This window comes from Pseudoalteromonas sp. CuT4-3, assembly GCF_035666335.1.
Lineage (GTDB): Bacteria > Pseudomonadota > Gammaproteobacteria > Enterobacterales > Alteromonadaceae > Pseudoalteromonas > Pseudoalteromonas atlantica.
Genome location: NZ_CP142030.1, coordinates 1889305 through 1910548 on the forward strand (window position 1 = coordinate 1889305; position 21244 = coordinate 1910548).

Sequence of the window (21244 nt, forward strand, 5' to 3'; positions counted from 1 at the left end):
TGACAAACACTTGATAAACGCAGCTCGATTTGTAAATTTGCTAAGCTGATTTAGTGTGATATTGCTCAAGTAATAGCGGGTGAACACGATTGTTTAAAACGCGGATAACTTCAAACTGTTCAAGGGACAAATTATCATCAAGTTTGAATGTTTCGTTAAGGTTTAGGCAAATTGAAGCATCAGGGCAATGTTCAACAATTAAAAACTCACCGGTTTGTGCTTTTGAGGTAAGTTTAACGATGGCTTCTGTACTTGGCTGGGTGCCAGTGTACTCTTCAAAAAACCAACTTTTAGCCAGTACCGGTTTTAAATGAAATTTTACAGCGGTGGCATTGAGCGCAATTTGGCAAATTTGTGCAGGCTTATACAGCTCAAAACCATCTAAGTAGTTATATACCTTTTCATAAAAAGCAGCATCTTCTAAGCTAAAACGCGGGTTTTCAAATACACAGTCGGTGAGTTGTCTTAACTTATACGGTGTGCATAGTTGCATATCGTCATTTAAATCAAGTAGTAAGCGGTTTTTATTTGCACATGCAATCCACTGCCATTGTTTTGTTGCTTGTAACATTTGCCTCCTCCTTGTTTAAAAATTTATTTTTAATTAAGACATTAATATTAGATTATAACGGCTTTTGACCATTTTTAAAACATTTGTTTAGAACATTTATTGAACGATCAAAAGCTTACATAACTGATCCTTATAAGGAATCAACGATCGATTTTACCAATTGTGGCCCTTTGTAGATGAACCCAGTATAAACCTGCACTAAATTTGCGCCTGCATTTAGCTTTTCTTGAGCAGATTGCGCATCATCAATACCACCTACACCAATAATTGGTAATTTACCTTGTGTTAAACGTTTGAGTTCGCTAACAACGTGTGTAGAGCGCTCTCTTACTGGGCTGCCAGATAAACCACCCGCCTCATCGGCGTATTGCTGGCCCATTACTGCACTACGTTCAAGCGTAGTATTTGTTGCAATTACGCCATCAATTTGATTAGTTAATAGTGACTCGCTAACCTGCTCAATTTGGATTTGATCAAGATCTGGCGCTATTTTAACCAGCATAGGTACTTGCTTATTATGCTTGGCAATTAAATCAAGCTGTTCATTCTTTAAACTTTGCAGTAAATCATCTAACGCGGCACCATATTGTAAATCGCGCAGCCCTGGGGTATTTGGAGATGAAATATTGACCGTAATATACGAAGCATGCTCGAACACTTTACGCATACAATGAATGTAGTCGTCTTTACCTTGTTCATTTGGGGTATCTTTATTTTTACCAATATTAATACCTAAAATACCGGTGTACTTGGCATTTTTTACGTTATTAACTAAATTATCGACCCCTTTATTATTAAAGCCCATTCGGTTAATAATGGCATTTGACTGCGGTAATCTAAAAATGCGCGGCTTATCATTACCTGCTTGCGGGCGCGGGGTAACCGTGCCAACTTCTACAAAACCAAAGCCCATTTGGCTAAAGGCATCAATACACTCAGCGTTTTTATCTAAACCTGCAGCCAAACCCACAGGGTTTTTAAACTCAAGGCCTAAAAAATTAACGGGTTTGTTTTGTAGTTGTTGTGACCAAGCTGCGTTTAAAGGGGTGTGTGCAAAACGGCGTAAATTATTAAGCGCAAACTCATGTGCCCATTCAGCATCTCGGGTGAACATAAAACGGCGGGCTAAATCGTAAAACATGAATTGTTCCTCTTTAAATTACAGACAAAAAAATACCTCAGACTAGGCTGAGGTATTGTATAACAATTTTAACAATTAACTGATTATTTACTGAATAAATAACCAATTAAAGCTAAATTATTTTCCTGATGTATCACAGTTATGGCTTAACAACATTAATTCGCGCAGTGCAACTGAGAACTTAGCAAAGTCGTGACTTTGCGAGGTTTTAAATTCAGCTAACATTTGCTTCCAACGCTGTAGCAGCAGATCTTGGCTGGCCATCCACTGATCGATTTGATTATCAACATCGTTTTCGTCACCTTCAAAGCTGTTTAGCACAACATGAGAAAGCGTACGTTGTTGCCAATCAAGCTCTTCACGATACGACGCACGGGCAAGTGCTTGCCAATGGTTAGAAACAGGCTGGTTAGTAATTTGATCTAAGAACCAGTGTAAGCCCATACGCGAGCCAAGTTTAAAGTAGGTATTAGATACCATCGCCACACTGCGGCCTGAATTATGCGCTATTTCAGCAATATCCATTACAGAGAACAGGCTAGAAAGGTCAATAATACGCTTAGCAATTTGCTTAGGTACACCTTTTTCAACTAGCTCATTTGCTTTGCCAGTTAAACATTCGTGTTCTTTGTCTTGCATGTACGTATTTAAGTTTTCGCTTAAATCTTTAAACGTTGGTGCAAAGAACTCGATAGCTTGTTCAATTGTTTGTGACTTATTACGATGACGTAAGAACCAGCGTGTTGCACGACGAACAGTACGACGTAATTGGTACAGCATTTCGGTTTGAACTGCTGCTGGGATTTTATTATCTAGTGCGCTGATTGATGACCAGGTTTCACGCATTTCAAAAATCTCACTCGCAATTGAGTAGCACATTGCGATCTCAGCTTCGTTAGCACCGGTCTCTTCGTTCATGCGTACCATGAAGTTTAAGCCCATGTCATTAACGATATTGTTCGCCAGTTTTGTTGCAATGATTTCTTTTCGCAGTGGGTGGTTATCCATCGCGTCGTTAAATTTTTCACGCAGTGGACGCGGGAAAGACTTAACTAGTAGCTGACGGTAGTAAGGGTTTTCGGTAATTTCATCTGTTACTAAAGACTCTTTAAGCACCATTTTAGCGTACGAAACTAATACTGAAAGCTCTGGACGTGTTAGGTCTTTACCTGCTGCAGCGCGCTCTGCCAACTCTTCATCAGTTGGTAAAAACTCGATTGCACGGTTTAGCTTGCCTTCTTTTTCAAGGGCATGAATAAAGCGGATCTTCTCTTTAAGAGTTGATGCACCTTTAGACTGAGTAATCGACAATGTATGTGTTTGACGGTAACAATCTTTAAGTACAAGCTCAGATACTTCGTCGGTCATAGAGTAAAGTAACTCATCACGTTGTTTACGTGTTAAATCCCCTTCTGAAACTAAGCCGTTAAGTAAAATTTTAATATTTACTTCGTTATCTGAACACGCAACACCGCCTACGTTATCAATAAAGTCGGTATTTACACGCCCGCCTTTGGCAGCAAATTCGATACGCCCTAATTGGGTTGCACCTAAGTTACCCCCCTCACCTAATATTTTAGCGCCTAGGTCTTTACCGTTTATGCGCAGCGCATCGTTTGCACGATCCCCTACATCAGCGTCTGTTTCGTGGCTGTTTTTAATGTAAGTACCAATACCACCGTTCCATAGTAAATCAAATTCCATCATTAATGAGGCTTTGATTAACTCATTCGGTGTCATGCTTGCTTTTTTAGTGCCAAGCATTTTTTTCATTTCTGGGCTTAAAGAAATCGATTTAGCTGCGCGCGAGAAAATCCCACCGCCCGCTGAAATCAGATCTTTATTGTAATCTTCCCATGATGAACGAGGCAGGTTAAACAAGCGCTCACGCTCTGGGTAAGAGGTCGCTGCATCTGGTGTAGGGTCTACAAATATGTGCATATGGTTAAACGCGACTTGTAAGCGAATGTGCTTAGACAATAACATGCCGTTACCAAACACGTCGCCGGCCATATCACCAATAGCAACCACAGTGAAATCGGTAGTTTGACAGTCAATATCCATTTCACGGAAATGACGTTTAACAGACTCCCACGCACCTTTTGCTGTTATGCCCATTTTCTTATGGTCATAACCTACTGAACCACCTGATGCAAACGCATCACCTAGCCAGAAGTTGTATTCGTTAGCAATACCGTTAGCAATATCAGAGAAGGTAGCTGTACCTTTATCGGCTGCAACTACTAGGTATGGGTCGTCTTCATCGTGACGCGTTACATTAGCTGGCGGTACAATTTCACCACGCTCAATATTATCGGTAATGTCTAATAAACCACGAATGAAAATCTTGTAACACTCTTGACCTTCTTTAATAAAGGCTTCGCGTTCACTCGGTAGCTGCTTACATACAAAACCACCTTTAGAACCTACCGGAACAATTACGGTGTTTTTAACTTGTTGCGCTTTTACTAAGCCCAGTACCTCAGTACGGAAATCTTCACGACGGTCTGACCAACGAAGGCCACCACGAGCAACTTTACCACCACGTAAATGCACACCTTCTACACGCGGAGAGTATACAAAAATCTCAAATGCTGGCAGCGGAAGCGGCATATCAGGAATTAAGCTAGGCTGTACTTTAAACGACACGTAAGATTTAAACTGACCTGTTTCATCTTTTTGGAAGTAGTTCGTACGCAGTGTTGCGACAATCATATCTACGTATAAACGTATAATACGGTCATCATCAAGGTTCGCTACGTTTTCAAGCTCTAAGTAAATTTGTGCACTTAATTTTTCAAGTGTTTTAGGGCTTGCAGGGCTTTTTACTGAGAATTTTTTAGCAAATAAGTTAACTATTTGCGCAGCAATATGCGGGTAATTTGCAAACGTGCTCTCAATGTAGGTCTGTGAGAAAGTAACCCCAATTTGGCGCATGTATTTTGCATAGGCACGTAATATAGAGGCTTCACGACCTGTTAAACCACCCATTAATACTAAGCGGTTAAAGCCGTCGTTTTCAAGGCGGTTGCCCCATACATTAGTTAATGCAGCGCGAAAACGAGCAGAAATCTTATCAAAGTCGGCCATTCCTTTGCTGTCAATCAGCATAGAGAAGTCCATGATCCAATTGATACGACCATCACTTGTTTTAACAGAATAAGGCGTTTCACCTACAACGCGTAAACCAAAGTTTTCTAGCATTGGCATAACATCAGATAAGTGAATTGGCTCATCTTTATGGAACAAGCTTAGGCGTACAATATTGCTGTTAGCTTCTTCTTGCGGACGGTAGAACAGCATTTCTAGCTTGTTCTCGTCGTTTAACAATTCTAGTTTTTCAATATCTACAACCGCAGCACTTGGTAGTACTTCATCTTTGTAAGAGCGTGCAAACGCGTTGCAATATTTACGATTTAGCTCATTACCGCGGGCTTCCCCTGCTGACTCTAACAGTGCAGATTGTAATTTATCTTCCCATGTACGAGCAGCTTCTACTAGGTTGTTTTCGATGTCTTTCACGTTATATTCGATATTGTTATCGGTCACACGAACGGTGTAATGTGTACGCGCCAGTGTTGACTCAGAGAAATAGGTAGTAAATTCGACTTTTTCGTCAGAATTAAAGGCGTTAGCTAAAATGTCTTGTGTTTCTCGACGCAGCGCTGTGTTATATCGCTCACGCGGGACGTACACCATACAAGAGAAGAAACGTCCGTAGGCGTCTTTACGCACAAACAAGCGACACATGTCGCGCTCTTGAATTTGTAAAACACCCATTGCTACTTCAAGTAACTCGCTCTCACGAGCTTGAACTAACTCATCACGTGGGTACGTTTCTAAAATATTAAGTACCGCTTTGTATGCATGGGTGCCTTTTGCAAAGTCACACATATCCATAATACGGTTAATTTTAGTTTTTAGAACAGGCACATCTGCTGCGCTGTTGTTGTAAAAGCTTGATGAAAATAGGCCGATAAAACGGTCTTCACCAACCACATTGCCTTCATCATCAAAGCGTTTAATACCAACGTAATCTATGTAGGCTGGGCGATGAACGCGCGATACAGAGTTCGTTTTTGTTAATACTAATAAGTTACTGCTGAGGGCTTCTTGGCGAGCAAATTCTGGTAATTCAGATAATAAACGTGTGTGCTCATCGGTTGAATTTTTCATCAGGCCGAGGCTTGTGTCCATTTTACCTTTTAACTGGTAATCACCTTGTACAGGGGTAAGCTCGTACTCGCGATAACCCATTAAAGTAAAGTTATCTTTAGCCAGCCAATCTAAAAACTCTACGGCTTCAGATACTTCGTTTTTATTTTTATTGTGCTTACGTTTTGGTACTTCTTTAGTAACAGAGACTAATTTTTCGCGAATTGGCTGCCAATCATCTACCGCAATAGAAACATCAACCAATACTGATTCGAGCTCTTTTTTGAAAGAAGCAATAACAGATGCATCGGTTTGGCGGTCAATCTCAATAAAGAACACTGTTTTAGTAGAGGTTGATTCTTGCTCTGCTTTTAAATTTGATAAGCCAGAAATTTTAGCGTTATCGTCACGCTGAATTTTTAGTGGGCAGTGAAGTAATAAGTGAGAAGCTATATTTTCACGGGTCATAGCCATACGAACAGAATCGACTAAAAATGGCATATCTTTAGCAATAATTTCTACAATTGTATGTGATGACTGCCAGCCATCTTTTGCTACTTCAGGGTTGAAAACGCGAATTACTGCGTCGTCCGTGGTGTTTTTTTCTAGTGCATTCCAAAGGCTAAGTGCAGCACCGTATAGGTCACTATCATTGCGATTTGCCAAATCCTCTTTAGACATATTGCTGTACAAGGCTTTGGCGAATTTCTCAACGAGTAACACATTATCAGCGTGAACTTTTTTCTGGATAAGCTTACAGACATTATCTAGGATAACCGAGGCTTGGCCTTCATTTCGTGTCATTGTATGTTCCTTAATCTATTACTGCTTTTAGTTAAGCAGAATATTTGTACAGCCATTTATTAGCGTGGAGTCAGTTAAATTCTAACCCTTTTAGCGCTAATAAACAGCCTTTTCGATGAAAACATTTTAAGCATTTCAGCTATTTGGTCATCTATTCACAAAATATAGATATAAATGACCATTACAGGTCATTTAGGAGCACAATTATTCACTTTATTTTTTCTGGTCGGTCCACAGCAGACTACCAATTGCGGGTAATAGCAGTACCGCACCTAACATATTTACTAAAAACATGAAGGTAAGCAGTATTCCCATATCTACTTGAAACTTAAGATCAGAGAATATCCACGTACTAACACCTATCGCAAGGGTAATACCGGTAAACAATACAGCACTGCCACGCTCAACAAGGGCATTACGGTACGCCACGCTCAGCGGTACGTTTTGCTTAAGTTGGCCCATCATTGAAGAAAGTATATAAATACCGTAATCCACACCAATACCTACACCTAAGGCTATAACAGGTAAAGTAGATACCGTTAAGCCAATTTCTAATTGCACCATAAGTGCTTGTGCAAGAGTTGATACAATATACAGAGGTAATACCACTGCGATTGTCGCCTTCACACTCTTAAAGCTTAACAAACACAAAATAATAACTGCGCCGTAAACGTAAAGCATCATCGGAATTTGCGCCGCAGAAACAGACTCGTTTGTTGCCGCCATCACCCCTACAGGACCAGACGCTAACTTAAAGGCTAACTTGTCTGTGCCTTCTTCTTTTGCAAATTGCTTTACACGTTGAATAACGCTATCGATTGTATTTGCTTTGTGATCATCTAAAAATATAATCACCGGCATGACTGAGCAATCGCCATTAAGTAATCCTGTGCTTGTTTCTACACGGGCTGTTGATTGCACTAAGCTGGCTGAGTTACGCGGTAAGCTTTGCCATTTTAAGTTACCTTCGTTGTAACCTGCGTTAACCGACTGCGCCACAGAGCTTAAACTAACCGCCGATTGTACGCCTGGCACGTTTTCTACCTTGTACTGAAAACGGCTAATACGCGCCATCACATCGTGCTCTGTACACGCCGCTGGGTAAGCCTCAACAATCACTTTTAAAATATCCGACGAAATGGTGTATTTGTCCGATATTAAAAAAGTATCTTGATTGTAGCGAGCATCTTGATGCAGCGAAGGCGCACCTGCATGTAAATCACCAATTCGCATTTTATCTGCTTGCCAGTAACCTAAAGCAAATAACACCAGGGTAAAACCAATAATCATTTTTGCGGTTTTAGGGTCTGTGGCTTTTACTAATAAATCGCGTATCGCATCTAGCATATTTGGCTTTTGCGCATCGCCTGATTGTATATGCACAGTGTTGGCAAAATTCATATACGAGGCCCACACAGGCAATAAAATTAAATTAGTAAATATAATAACCGCAACACCTAAACTTGCTGTGATTGCAAGTTCACGAATAATACCTATATCAATAGTCAGCAGGGTTAAAAAGCCCACCGTGTCTGAAAGCAGCGCAATACCACCAGGTACAAGTAATGCTCTAAAGCTTGATTGACAACAAATGCGGGTACTTTTGCCCTCACCTACTTTTTTACCAATGGCGTTGATCATCTGCACGCCGTGGCTTACACCAATCGCAAATACTAAAAACGGCACCAATATAGACATAGGGTCGAGACCAAAGCCTAAACTCGACAATAAACCCATTTGCCAAATTACGGCAATAATTGAACACGCTATAGGTAAAATAGTGAGCTTTAAACTGCCACAAAATAGCCAAACCATAATAAAGGTAAAACCAATGGCAATAGCAAAAAATAGCACAACGCCTTTTGCCCCTTGAGCAATATCGCCGGCCATTTTGGCAAATCCAATAATATGAATACTGACTTTATCTGTACTTAAAGGCTCTCTTACTTGCGTTTCTAACTTATCTGCAAATGCGAGTGTATCTAGCTTTTGCTGAGTTTGCGGGTCGGTTTCGAGTAGCTGCGCGGTCACCATGGCACATGAGTAATCGCTGGCAATCATTCGCCCCACTACTTTTGCTTTTTCAATGTTTTCTTTAACTACCGCTAAACCTTTTTGGTCAGCTTTAAAGTTTGCAGGAATAATTGGGCCGCCAGCAAAACCATCTTCAACAACTTCGACAAAGCGCGCACTGGGCGCAAAAATAGAGTTAACTAATGGGCGGTTTACACCGGGAATAAAATACAGTTGATCGTGTACTGCTTTTAACTGGGTGAAAAATTCGGGGTTAAAAATGTTGCCACTGTCATCACACACCGAAATTAAAATGCTATTTGCGCCACCAAATTGTTTTTCGTGTTTGGTGTACACTTTCATGTATTCATGATTTAGCGGAATATTTTTGTTAAACGAGGCGTCTAGTTCAATGTGAGTGGCTTTATAGCCTAAAAAACATGTGATTAGCGCAAAAGCGATCAACATGATAGTACGGTGTCTAAACACCGCCTTTTCTAAAAAATCTAAAAACGTATGCATTAAGGGTTTAACTCCTTCACTTTAATGCCATCTTCTGTTGCCATGACTAATTTATTATTAATTATTACGCCATCAAGAATAGCTTTACCATCGGGGCGTTGTTCATGTGTAAGTAAGCCGTCTTTTAAATGAAAGATCACACCACTATTTGCCAGCAGTAACCAATGCTCATTATTATAATTTATAATGTTATTAACCGTGGCCGTTTTAACATTTTCAAAATGCTGCCATTGTTGTTCATTTTTATTTTTAACAAATACATTTCCTCTGAGCCCTGCCACAATCTCTTGCTGCGCATCTGATGCTACCGCAAAAAAAGAACCTGGGTAAATTTCATCAAGGCGTTGCCATGTTTGGCCATTATCACTGCTTTTGGCCATTAACCCCATTTCACCGACTAACATCAAACCACTGTCTGTTTTTTCAATACGGTTAAAATGTGGCAGTATAGATGCTGTTTCAGCCTCGTAGCCTTGAGGGTCATTTTCTTTTAAATCATTCAAATACTCTCTGTCTTCACTAAACAGTAAAGAGTCTAAAAAGCGTTTATGCCAGTGCTTGCCGCCATCACTGGTTTGATAAAACATGCCATAAGCGCCAACAGCAAAACCATTTGAGTCATCTTCAAAGTAAATATCTAAACACGGCTTATCAAGCTCTGGCTTTGCTTGTTGTAATTGCCAATTTAAACCACCATCGGTGGTATTAATTATTGTGGCATCGTGCCCGCACGCCCACCCGTGGGTTTCATTAGAAAAATCGACAGCCGTTAACAATACCTGTGTAGGGACGCTTTGCGCTTGCTGCCATTGCTCAGCGTTTTTGCTTGTTATTACCGTACCGTGCTTACCTACAGCCACTAAACCTGCACCTGTATTGGTAATATCAGTTAGTAGGGTTTTATTTGCGTTGATTGCGCTAATAGCATACTGAGGTGCATCTTGTGCAATACTCGCACCGCTTATGATCAGGCTGGCATATACCAAATACTTCATAAATTTTAATCGCCTTGAACTGAAGAATTGTTTGTCTGTTTGCTGAGGAAAATCCTGCGTGTCGTATAGACAAACGCGATGAGAAAGAAAAAAGCAGCTAACGGGCTGTTAGCTGCATATTACGTTGTTATCTACCTTCACGGCGTAATGCGCTTGAAGTAAATTCGTTATCGTTAAACGACTCTGAAAAGTCGTACATTTTTTCTTGGTTATCTAAACCAATAGCTAAGTAACGGCGCGAATTTAAATCATGATACACTTCTAAGGTACTCCACTGCGTAGGTACTTCGTAGTAGTTTAAGCCATATGCCATTGCTACACGATAAAGCTGGTCGCGATTATCATAAATATCGGTCACTTGTACTTGCCAGCTATCTTCATCAATATAAAACACGCGTTTTTTATAAATATGGCGTGTATCATCTTTTAAGTTAGCTTCAACAACCCATACACGGTGCTTTTCATAACGCGTATGCTCTGGGTTAATGTGGCCTGGTTTTAAAATATCATCGTACTCTAGTTTATCACTGTGTAACTTGTAGCTATTGTACGGAATATATAGCTCTTGCTTACCTTTTAACGTCCAGTTGTAACGGTTAGGTGAGCCATTAAACATATCAAAATCATCGGTAGTACGTAAGCTATCTGCGGCTGTACCTGGAGCGTCATATGCAACATTTGGTGCACGACGAACACGACGCTGACCCGAGTTATATGTCCACGCTTGGCGAGGCGTTAAAATTTGATCCATAGTTTCGTGTACAAGTAGCGCTGTACCGGCAAGGCGTGCTGGCTCTGTTACCTTTTGCTTAAATTTAAACAAAATGTTTGAGTCTTGAAGCTCTGCAGGAGTCGCTTTAGGATCTGAATATTTAACCAATAGTTGTTCATCAAAGCCTACATAATTGTACGAACCCGATGCGGTGGGTGCAGCTTGTCCACCAAAACGCTCTATTGATTGTCCACGATAGCGTAATAAGTGATTCCAAATAGCTTCTAAGCCAGATTTAGGAATAGGAAATGGAATACCAATTGCGGTATTTTTTATTCCGTTGCCACCTTCAATAAGCTCAGCCGTTGCAGCAAACTCTTTTGTTGCATCGTATACAAATTGTGGGTAAGACGCAGAGCGGCGCGTTTCATAAACAGGCATTTTAAACGTATCTGGGTATGCTTCAAATAAAGCAATTTGGCCAGGGCTTAAGTTAGCTTTGTACTTATCAAGGTTTGTTTTATCAATGGTAAACAACACTTTGTCCGCAGAATACGGGTCTAAATGGTGCATGCCTGGCTCATAACCTTCTGGTGCAGATGTAATACCGCCATTCCACGCTGGAATTGACCCATCAGCATTGGCTGCTTTTTCTGCGCCAAATGGCGTTAAGTCTTGTCCTAAACGTGCAACTTCTTCAGCGCTCATTTTTGCCAGTGCCGCTGAACTTAAAAACATGCTACACAAAGCGGTAGCGATGAGGGTAGGTTTTTTAATCATACTAATATTACCCCTAAATTGAATATTTTAAATTGAAAGAAACGTAGTCACGATCTGAGAAAGTATTGATATCGCCACCACCCCAAAATGAGTTGTAGCTCACATCAAGTGACCATGCATTTTGGTAATTAAAGTTCATTGTTACACCCAACGATTTACGGTCTTCAATAAACAAGAACATAGGATCAGGTGTGTTACCGTTTACATCATGAGAAAATACAAATCGTGGAGAGAAGTTAATACCATTATAAAGGTTAAAGTAATCACCTTTAGCAATTAAGCGGTAACCCCAAGATGAGGCCGTTGCAAACGACTTTTCTTCTGGCCCATTAGAAAGGCCTAGTTGTAATGTTGTGTAGTCAGTAGTGCCTGGGCCTGTGATCACACCGCTTCGACCTGTACCCGACACATTTAAACGCATTTCGTCGTAATCAGGCATATCATGAATTTTCACAGCACCTACTTCACCTACTACAGCCCAGCTATCAGCACCTAATGACGGGCCAAATAAATGCGTTGCAGTAAACTGAATTTGTGATGTGTCGCGTTCAATATAACCTTGTGCAACTTCACCTGCCGCTACAGAGCTAATCGCATCACCAAAACTCATTTGCGAAATACCCGCAAAGTCTGGGCGAATACCGGCAAGCGCCAATTGTTCAGGCATGGCGGTATAAAGTAGCTCTACATCGTCTATTTGTAATGGTTCGTCTTTACGAAATGCAAACTCACCAGCAAACGCGGTTTCGCCAATTGTGGTGTTAAAGCTTAAACCGTAAAGTTTAATATCTTCTGGGTAATCATTTTCTGCTTTTGAAAACGCAACTAAATCTGCCACGTTGTCATCTGTAATTTCTGTTGTTGCAATCATCGCTAAATCTTGTGCGATGGCAGCTTGCGAAAAGTTAGATACACGACCAGAAATTAGCGGACGTCGACTATGGTAGTTAACGTGGTATAACGCCACTTCTGTGTCGTTCCACTCTGGTAAAAATACACCTAAACGTAAACCATATTGGCCGCCATCATCTGGCTCTGTTTTACCGTTATCGCCTTTACCTTTAAGCGCAACTTTAGTTGGATGAGCTAAATACATGTTTGCAAGCAGGGCTTGGCCTTCAGCACTTGTTGGGTCAATACCCTGTGCTGCGGCTACCTGAGCAAAATTAGTATAAAGGTTATTAAGGCTGTCGGTTAAAAAGGCCATATCAATGTCAGGGTTAGAAGTAAAACCTAACTGCACATTTTGCTGATAGCCGTTTTCTGCTGCAAAGTCATTGGTAGAAAAATAAGTACCCGCAGCCGGTAGGCGTGTTTCATGCCATTGGTACTGATAAAAACCTTCTAAAGTAATATTTTCAGTGATCCCTAATGACGCCCAAAGCATACCTACAGGAATAAATGCTTCTTTAAGCTCAGCACCTGGCGCTTTTAAGCGGTCAATATCGACCGGGTTTACGTTAATACCATGAGAGATAAGTGTACTCTCACCCCAGTTAACTACTTGTTGACCAAGGCGAATTGACAGCGGGTTATTGCCATCGTTTAAGTCAAAATTTGCCCAAACGTAAGCATCTAATAGACGGATGTCGGCACAGCTTTGCTCTTTTGTGTCGTCATCATCACATGGATCTACGCCTTGTCCTGAGGTTGGGTTAACGTAGGCTCTATCACCATCCATTAACTCAAAATCGTAAAAGTACATAAAACGTGTGAATAAGCCGTAGTTATCTTTGCTAATTGAAAGGTCGTGTGTTCCTTTCAATAATTTTGAAAAAGAATCACCGCTATCAAAATTAAGATTACCTGCATCGCCATTATTAGAGTAAGAGCCTGGTTGAGCCCAAACATCTTGAGAAGAATAAATTGTATTTAATGAAGGATTATACCCAGTCCAATCAAATGCAGGATTATTGCTTTTACCAATAATGTCGAAATCTCTGTCTTCAACACGGACGCTTTGACCATAGGAAAAAGTTGAGTCGAAGGTGACATCAAAGCCCCCTACTTCAAAATTTGCTGCATTCGCTGCTGCAGATAAACCTAAGCTTGCGGCTGCTAAACCTATAGCTATTTTGTTTTTAACAAAAAGCGATCTTCTTATCATTGTGTATCCCCCTGTCGTGGGTAATTATGTGTGATCAAGTTATTGTTTTTAGTGTAATCTTAACGATAGAAGCGATTATAAAAAATTACAAATGGTCGCGTTCAATCAATTTTTATATTTTTTGAGCTGACGTTTACGTATTGGTAAGACGTCATACCAGATAATTTATACACGTAAATTAACAATAGAACAAATTGAAATTAACAAAAAGATAATATTTTTATGTATCTATAACATAAAAACAGCAGGTTAGGCGATACGTTCGAGGCGAATAAATTTATTCTCGGGGGTAAGTAAAAGTCTAAAACGCCCTCTTATTCCAATAGATGAAATGTAAGGGCGTAAGTGCGAGGCGGCAAAACGTATTGTTTTACCGCTATCCTCAACCACTTGTACTGAGCTAAAACGACCATGGTAGTAGTCCATGCATTTGTTATAGCTCAGGTGTAAAGAAAAGTAATACTCAATCATTTAATTAAGCGCTTTTTCAACCTTTTCAAATAAATCAGCACTTAATCCTTCAAGGTTTGCTAAGCGTTGCAACTGTGCTTTCATTGCTTGAGCGCGGGTTGTGTCAAAGCGTTTCCACGACATGAAAGGCGTTAACATTCTAGAGGCATTTTGCGGATTAATCGCGTTTAGCTTAATAAGTAAATCACCTAATAATGCGTAACCTTCACCATCTTTTCGGTGAAATTGTGCGGTATTAAAATGACTAAAGCTGCCCACTAATGCGCGTACACGATTTGGGTTTGAAAAATCAAAGCTAGGATGCACGTACAACGCTTTTATATTCTCAATAGCATCATCACCAGATTGCATAGCCTGCAGCGCAAACCATTTGTCCATAACTAAAACATCATGACGCCACTGGCTATCAAAATGATCTAACAACGTTGTTCTTAACGGGTGTGATGCTTTTACTACCGCACTTAATGAGGCTAAAACATTGGTCATATTCGGTGAATCTGCCGATTCTCTAATAAAGCGGTCAACTTGCTCAGAAGGTATTTTAGCTAAGTAATGTAAACAAACACCTTTAAGCGCTCTTATAGCCACTGCATCTGCATTTATACTGCCATCATCTACTAACGAGCTGTAACAATGTAAAAGCTCATCAGATAATTGCTCGGCAATCTGTTGCTCAAACAACCTTGTGATCGTAATGATTTCGTCAACAGGAATTATGTCAAACTCAGCGGCAAAGGTGTCAAAGCTTGGCAGTTTTATAAGCTCTGCTACCAGTGCTAAATCACCACTTTGTGCGCTTATTAACACACGGAGTGCATTAATAACGTTTTCACTTAATGTTGCGTGTTCAGGTGCGTTGACTGCTTGCTTAACTGCATTAATAAATAATTGCTGCTGCGCATCCCAACGCGAAAAATCGCTGCGCGCAAAACGCATAATATGCAGTAAATCAGGTTCTGAATTTTGCTGGCTTAAAATACAGGGCGCTGAAAAATCTTCAAGTAACACAGCCACTGGGCGAGCAGGTATTTGATCAAAGTAAAACGTTTGCGTTGGCGCAGTTACGTTAAGCACGTGGTCGCGTTTTTCACCTTGATAAGTAAGTGCAATACTTTGCCCTTTTTCATCTAATAATTCGATGGCAAATGGAATGTGAAGGCTCTTATTATCTGGCTGATTTAGCGGAGCTGATTGCTCAATTGTTAAAGTATAAAGTTGCTTATCGTGATCATAGTGCTGTGTTGCATTTAATCGAGGTGTACCTGATTGGCTATACCAACGCTTAAATTGCGTTAAATCTATGCCTGAAGCATCACTCATTGCAGCAACAAAATCATCACAGGTAACCGCTTGACCATCATGGCGTTCAAAGTAAAGCTGCATCCCTTTTTGAAAGTTAACCTCACCTAACAGGGTGTGCATCATTCGGATAACTTCAGCCCCTTTATCGTACACCGTTACGGTATAAAAGTTATTCATTTCGATAACTTTTTCAGGGCGAATTGGGTGCGCCATTGGCCCCGCATCTTCACTAAACTGATGTGTGCGCATTACTTTAACGGCATCAATGCGGTTAAGTGCGCGTGAGCCTAAATCGCTACTAAATTCTTGGTCTCTAAATACTGTGAGCCCTTCTTTTAACGATAGCTGAAACCAATCTCTACAGGTAACACGGTTACCCGTCCAGTTATGAAAATACTCATGACCAACGATCGACTCTATCGTGTGATAATCTTTATCGGTGGCGGTTTCTTGGTTAGCCAATACGCATTTACTATTAAATACATTTAACCCTTTGTTTTCCATTGCTCCCATATTGAAAAAATCCACGGCAACAATCATGTAAATATCTAAGTCATATTCTAGGTTAAAGCGTGTTTCATCCCAATCCATGGCTTTTTTTAATGAGTTAATTGCATGCGGTGTTTTAGATAAATTGCCTTTATCAACAAATAACGCAAGTTCAATTTCGCGCCCACTTTTTGTTGTGTAAGTGTCTTTTAGTACATCAAAATCACCCGCTACTAATGCAAATAAGTAACTTGGCTTTTTAAATGGGTCTTGCCATTTAGCAAAATGGCGGCCATCAGCTGTTTCACCACTGTCAATTTGGTTACCATTTGACAGTAAATGCTTAAAGCTTTTATCAGCAATAATCGTCACATCGTACGTACTTAGCACGTCAGGGCGGTCTAAAAAGTAGGTTATTTTTCTAAAACCTTGCGCTTCACATTGCGTGCAATATGCTCCACCAGATAAATACAAGCCTTCTAAAGAGGTATTTGTATCAGGAGAAATTTCAGTAACAATTTTAAGCTGGCATGTGTGAGGTAAATCATTAATGATTAGGTGCTCACCTTCAATCTTATAATTAGTATAAGCAATATTATCTACTTGCAGCTCCACTAGTTGTAAGTCTACGCCATCTAACACAAGCGCTGAGTTTTGATTTGTTGTTCTTTTAAGCGTTAGTAGCGCCGTCACTTTTGTATTTAGTGGTTGTAAGTCAAAAGTGAGTTCAGTGTGCTCTATAGAAAAATTAGGCGCAGTGTAGTCTTTTAAGTATTGCGCTTTTGGCTTTGCTGAAACAGTCATAGTTACTCCAACTAAAGCTCCTTAAAAAGGAGCTATTTAGATTTAAGCAGGTTGCTTGGGTTCAATGCGTAAAATTTTAATGCCTACGTACGCATAAATAATGGCTAAGAAAGGGTTAATTAAATTAAAGAAAGCATACAAGGCATAGTCAAATGGGTTTATTAATAAAACGCTTTGCATGTACGCACCACAGGTATTCCACGGAATTAGCGGGCTTGTTATTGTGCCGCCATCTTCTAAAGTACGTGATAAATTAACGGGCTTTAAACCACGCTTTTTATATTCTTCTTTAAACATACGACCTGGCACTACAATAGCAATGTATTGATCAGCCGCTATTAAGTTTGTGCCCACACAAGTAGCAATGGTTGATGTAATAAGCGAGCCCGTGCTTTTTGCAATTTTTAAAATGCTCTTAACAAAAATATCTAATAAGCCGGTTTTTTCCATAATGGCACCAAACATAAGAGCCGTCATGATCAGCCATGTTGTGGTTAACATCCCTGCCATACCGCCACCACTGAGCAATGAATCCATTTTGTCATCACCCGTGTCGATGCTAAAACCATCGAAAAAAGTCGTCCAAATAATTTTAAAATAACCAACCAACTCACCCTGAGAAAGGTCAATTTGTGTCGCAATTAAATCAGACTGAAACAACATTGCCCACACAGCACCAATTACAGCGCCAATTGAAATTGCCGGAAACGCTGGCACTTTTTTAATAGCTAAAACTAGCAGCACAATTAATGGAATTAGCATTTCAAAGCCAATATTAAAGTTTTGCTCTAAAATCGCTGTTATTTCGTCAATCCTGCCGGCTTCATTCGAGGCAGTTGCATTAAAGCCCATAAATATAAAAATGATTAATGCAATGACAAAGCTAGGAACAGTAGTCCATAACATGTGGTGAATATGTTCAAATAAATCAGCTCCAACAACAGCCGGTGCTAAGTTAGTAGTTTCAGAAAGCGGACTAAGTTTGTCACCAAAGTAAGCTCCCGAAATAACCGCCCCTGCCGTCACAGTTTGATCAAGCCCTAACCCGGTGGCCACCCCTAAAAGCGCCACACCTATGGTGGCAGCTGTGGTCCAAGAGCTACCTATACTCATTGCAACAATGCCACAAATTAAGCAGCTTGCGGCGTAAAACCAGCTTGGGTTAATAACCTGTAAGCCATAGTAAATGAGCGTTGGCACGGTACCCGACAACAGCCAAGTACCAATTAAGGCACCCACCATTAATAAAATTAAAATAGCCCCCAATGATAAGGTAATACCTTCAATCATGGCTTCTTCAAGCTTTTTCCACGTATAGCCATTTTTTAGCCCTATTAGTGCCGCAGCAAAGGTGGCAAATAATAACGCTATTTGGTTAGGACCTGATGACGAATTATCGCCAAATAAATATACCGCTGCGCCTAAAAGGCAAATTAAAACAGTGATAGGAACAAGTGCATCAAAAAACGAGGCGGGTTTAATCGGTTTTTCTAAAGGCTTCAAAATAGTGACTCCTGCACACCACATATCGTGGCGTGGTTATTTATTATTTTTAGCGTATCAGTGCTTTTTTTAAGCCACAGTAATGTAACTCAATTTAGTAATTCGCGATTATAGCAATTTAGCGAAATTTAGGTAACAAAAAAGGCGCAAAAAGCGCCTTTTAAACGGGGTAAACACGTGTTTATTTTTTAGCGATACGGCCAAAGTTAATGTAATCTTGAGTGATCAGTGCTGCCTCTTCTAAGAAAGGGTCAAGCTCTTCAATTACCTCAGGTACATCATCTAGGTTTTCTATTGGCTCTTTACCTAAACGCTTCAAACGCTCATTAGTGCGCGCTAGAGTACGTGCTTCATTTTCATCTTTTTCTTTAATACGGTCTGCTTCAACTAAAGAAATAGTTTTGCGGTCTTTCTCTTCATTGTAACGGGCAATATCATCAAATACGTAACCAAACTCTGGTTCTGACTTAATACGTACTTCGTGCTGTTTTTCAAGATAAGTGATTACAGGCGTTAAATTACCCTGCCTATTATACTTAGCTCGTACTATGCTATCCCACGGCAATGCATTATCTTGCTTGCTCTCGCCCCATTCTGCTGGGTCTATCGCCGAAGGGAATGAAATATCAGGAATAACCCCTTTATGCTGAGTACTGCCGCCGTTTATACGGTAAAATTTAGCAATAGTGTATTGTACACTACCTAAGTCATTGTCGTATAAATCGTACGCACGGCCTAAGCCTTTGTGTTGCTGAACCGTTCCCTTACCAAAGGTTTGCTCGCCTATAATTACTGCGCGGCCATAGTCTTGCAGTGCGGCGGCAAAAATTTCAGAGGCTGAAGCACTGTAACGGTCAACTAAAACAGTTAATGGGCCATCGTAGTAGGTAATTCCGTCACGGTCTTTTTGCTCTTCAATACGGTTATTTAATGTATGAATCTGTACAACCGGACCTTGGTCAAAAAACAAGCCTGATAGCTGTGTAGCTTCATATAATGATCCACCGCCATTTTGACGCAAATCAATAATAATACCGTCTACGTTTTCTTCTTTAAGTTTAGCTAATTCAACTTTAACGTCTTTTGAAAGATTGTTGTAAAAGCCTGGGATCTCAATAACACCAATCTTTGATGTTAAATTTGAATAACTCGCTTCAAATACTTCAGATTTAGCAGCCCTATCTTCTAAGCGAATTTTATCACGGGTGATTTCAACTACTTTAGGCGTGCCATGTGCATCAGAGCCTTTAAGATACTGTAAACGTACCTTAGTGCCTTTAGGGCCTTTGATTAAATCAACTACATCATCTAAACGCCAGCCTATAACATCAACAAACTCTTTTTGATCTTGGGCAACACCAATAATTTTGTCGTCAGCTTTTAGCTGCTCTGTTTTATCGGCAGGACCACCTGGTACTAAACTACGAATAACGGTGTAATCTTCATCTGGGCTTAATACGGCGCCAATGCCTTCAAGCTCTAGGTCCATATCCATTTTAAATTGTTCTGCGCGGCGCGGCGATAAGTACGACGTATGCGCTTCAATGCTTCGCGCTAGCGAGTTCATTACAATTTGAAATGCATCTTCTGAATTTGTTTGCACTAAACGTTTTTGTGCATTTTTATAACGCTTAGTAAGGACCTCTTTGATCCCTTCCCAATCTTTGCCTGTCATTTTTAAACGCAAGGCATCGTATTTAACACGTTCACGCCAAATTTCATCAAGCTCAGCTTGCGATGCTGGCCATGCTGAATCTTCACGGTCAAAAAAGTATTCATCGTCTTTATCAAACGTCATTTCTTTATCTAGTAGTGATAAAGAGTAATCATAACGTTCAAAACGGCGCTTTAAGCTTAAGTTAAAAATATCAAACGTAAAGCCAAGCTTACCGGTGGTAATAGCATTATCAAAATCGTTGCGGTATTTTTCAAACGCAGCAATGTCGCTTGCTAAAAACACACTTTTATTAAAATCAAGGGATTCGATATAACGATCGTACACTTTGCTAGAAAGCCCATCGTTAAATCGAACCGGTGTATAGTGTGAACGAGCAAATAAGTTAGCCACTCGTTTGCTGGCAGTGCCATGTTGACTTTCTTGTTTAAGTACAGGCAAGTCTTCAAGTTTTGCCGCTTCTACGGAAGCGAATAAAGAACCCGAAAACAGGGCAGCAACTAACGGAATGAGCGTAAACTTTTTACTCATACACAACTCCTTAATTTATTTACAACTTAAATAATGTATAAGCTGTCAGCTTTGGTTTTAACTTGCATGCCTGTTACTAATTCAACATGAACTTCGTCTTTGTTTACTTCAGTAATTACCGCATTTACAAGTGCTTGGCCAAGTTTAACCTTAACCTTGTTATTAACCTTGACCTCACTTGCAGGTAAAGGTTCAACTTTTCCTGAACGTTTAGCAGGGGCTGCTTTAGCTGGTTTGTTAGCTTGTGCATTGTTTTTGCTAGCGTGGGCTGGTTTTTTCTTGAAAGATTTAGAATCTGAATCTTGGCGTGGACGCTGTTGTTTTTTGCGTTTTGCCATTTTAGCACGGCTTTCTTCTAGTGCTTTTTGAGCGTGGTCAATGTGCTCTTGCTCAACTTTTTCACCTTGATTGCCATCAAGATCAATACGAAACTCTGACTTAGTCACAGCTTCTAAATAACGCCAGTTAGACGTGTATTTTCTAAGCGCTTGACGTACTTGAGTTTTACTTACTTTTTCAGACCCTTCTATACGCTCGGCAATATCTTTAAAAATACCGACTTTAAGCGGTTTAATACCGTCTTTTTGTTTAAAACATTGTGGAAATTCTTGATAAAGAAATTCCAGCACTTCATTAATATCTTTTAGCTTGTTTGTGGTTTCCATTTTA

12 protein-coding genes are annotated in these 21244 nt (G+C 40.2%); all 12 read right to left on the bottom strand.

From position 1 onward, the window contains the following. Positions 1-40: 40 nt before the first annotated feature. The 12 genes from VOI46_RS08545 to proQ all read right to left on the bottom strand — a co-directional run bounded on the left by VOI46_RS08545 (position 41) and on the right by proQ (position 21240). Positions 41-571, bottom strand: a complete 531-nt coding sequence (locus VOI46_RS08545) for a cell division protein ZapC (protein WP_004586701.1) — start codon at positions 569-571, stop codon at positions 41-43. Between the two features lie 130 nt (positions 572-701). After that, positions 702-1712, bottom strand: coding sequence for a quinone-dependent dihydroorotate dehydrogenase (gene pyrD / locus VOI46_RS08550; RefSeq protein ID WP_004586702.1), 1011 nt, complete (start codon positions 1710-1712; stop codon positions 702-704). Between the two features lie 117 nt (positions 1713-1829). Then, the gene (locus VOI46_RS08555; protein WP_004586703.1) at positions 1830-6671 is read right to left on the bottom strand and encodes an NAD-glutamate dehydrogenase; all 4842 of its coding nucleotides are present in this window, start codon (positions 6669-6671) and stop codon (positions 1830-1832) included. Positions 6672-6884: 213 nt separating this feature from the next. Next, positions 6885-9206 (bottom strand): MMPL family transporter, encoded by a 2322-nt coding sequence (locus VOI46_RS08560; protein WP_004586704.1) that lies wholly within the window; start codon positions 9204-9206, stop codon positions 6885-6887. Continuing rightward, entirely contained in the window at positions 9206-10201 is a 996-nt protein-coding gene (locus VOI46_RS08565; protein WP_004586705.1) for a YCF48-related protein, read from the bottom strand. The genes VOI46_RS08560 and VOI46_RS08565 overlap by 1 nt, the downstream gene beginning before the upstream one ends. Positions 10202-10328: 127 nt before the next feature. After that, positions 10329-11693, bottom strand: coding sequence for a DUF1329 domain-containing protein (locus VOI46_RS08570; RefSeq protein WP_004586706.1), 1365 nt, complete (start codon positions 11691-11693; stop codon positions 10329-10331). A gap of 13 nt (positions 11694-11706) precedes the next feature. After that, positions 11707-13800, bottom strand: a complete 2094-nt coding sequence (locus VOI46_RS08575; protein ID WP_004586707.1) for a DUF1302 domain-containing protein — start codon at positions 13798-13800, stop codon at positions 11707-11709. A 249-nt stretch (positions 13801-14049) separates the two neighbouring features. After that, on the bottom strand, positions 14050-14271 hold the full coding sequence (locus tag VOI46_RS08580; RefSeq protein WP_004586708.1) for a DUF2835 domain-containing protein: 222 nt from the start codon (positions 14269-14271) through the stop codon (positions 14050-14052). After that, the gene (pepN, locus tag VOI46_RS08585; RefSeq protein ID WP_004586709.1) at positions 14272-16866 is read right to left on the bottom strand and encodes an aminopeptidase N; all 2595 of its coding nucleotides are present in this window, start codon (positions 16864-16866) and stop codon (positions 14272-14274) included. A gap of 42 nt (positions 16867-16908) precedes the next feature. Then, positions 16909-18369, bottom strand: a complete 1461-nt coding sequence (nhaC, locus tag VOI46_RS08590; RefSeq protein WP_004586710.1) for a Na+/H+ antiporter NhaC — start codon at positions 18367-18369, stop codon at positions 16909-16911. 181 nt (positions 18370-18550) lie between these two features. After that, positions 18551-20575: a carboxy terminal-processing peptidase gene (gene prc / locus VOI46_RS08595; protein ID WP_004586711.1), complete on the bottom strand. Its 2025-nt coding sequence runs from the start codon at positions 20573-20575 to the stop codon at positions 18551-18553. 26 nt (positions 20576-20601) lie between these two features. Next, positions 20602-21240 carry an RNA chaperone ProQ gene (gene proQ, locus VOI46_RS08600; RefSeq protein ID WP_004586712.1) on the bottom strand — a complete coding sequence of 213 codons (639 nt, stop codon included), beginning with the start codon at positions 21238-21240 and terminating at the stop codon, positions 20602-20604. Positions 21241-21244: the final 4 nt, after the last annotated feature.

Bases quoted from the DNA above. Each gene is read 5' to 3' on its own strand.
- VOI46_RS08570 (WP_004586706.1), bottom strand. From the start codon at position 11,693: ATGATTAAAAAACCTACCCTCATCGCTACCGCTTTGTGTAGCATGTTT.
- VOI46_RS08575 (WP_004586707.1), bottom strand. From the start codon at position 13,800: ATGATAAGAAGATCGCTTTTTGTTAAAAACAAAATAGCTATAGGTTTA.
- VOI46_RS08560 (WP_004586704.1), bottom strand. From the start codon at position 9,206: ATGCATACGTTTTTAGATTTTTTAGAAAAGGCGGTGTTTAGACACCGT.
- pepN (WP_004586709.1), bottom strand. From the start codon at position 16,866: ATGACTGTTTCAGCAAAGCCAAAAGCGCAATACTTAAAAGACTACACT.
- VOI46_RS08555 (WP_004586703.1), bottom strand. From the start codon at position 6,671: ATGACACGAAATGAAGGCCAAGCCTCGGTTATCCTAGATAATGTCTGT.
- VOI46_RS08580 (WP_004586708.1), bottom strand. From the start codon at position 14,271: ATGATTGAGTATTACTTTTCTTTACACCTGAGCTATAACAAATGCATG.
- pyrD (WP_004586702.1), bottom strand. From the start codon at position 1,712: ATGTTTTACGATTTAGCCCGCCGTTTTATGTTCACCCGAGATGCTGAA.
- VOI46_RS08565 (WP_004586705.1), bottom strand. From the start codon at position 10,201: ATGAAGTATTTGGTATATGCCAGCCTGATCATAAGCGGTGCGAGTATT.
- VOI46_RS08545 (WP_004586701.1), bottom strand. From the start codon at position 571: ATGTTACAAGCAACAAAACAATGGCAGTGGATTGCATGTGCAAATAAA.
- proQ (WP_004586712.1), bottom strand. From the start codon at position 21,240: ATGGAAACCACAAACAAGCTAAAAGATATTAATGAAGTGCTGGAATTT.
- prc (WP_004586711.1), bottom strand. From the start codon at position 20,575: ATGAGTAAAAAGTTTACGCTCATTCCGTTAGTTGCTGCCCTGTTTTCG.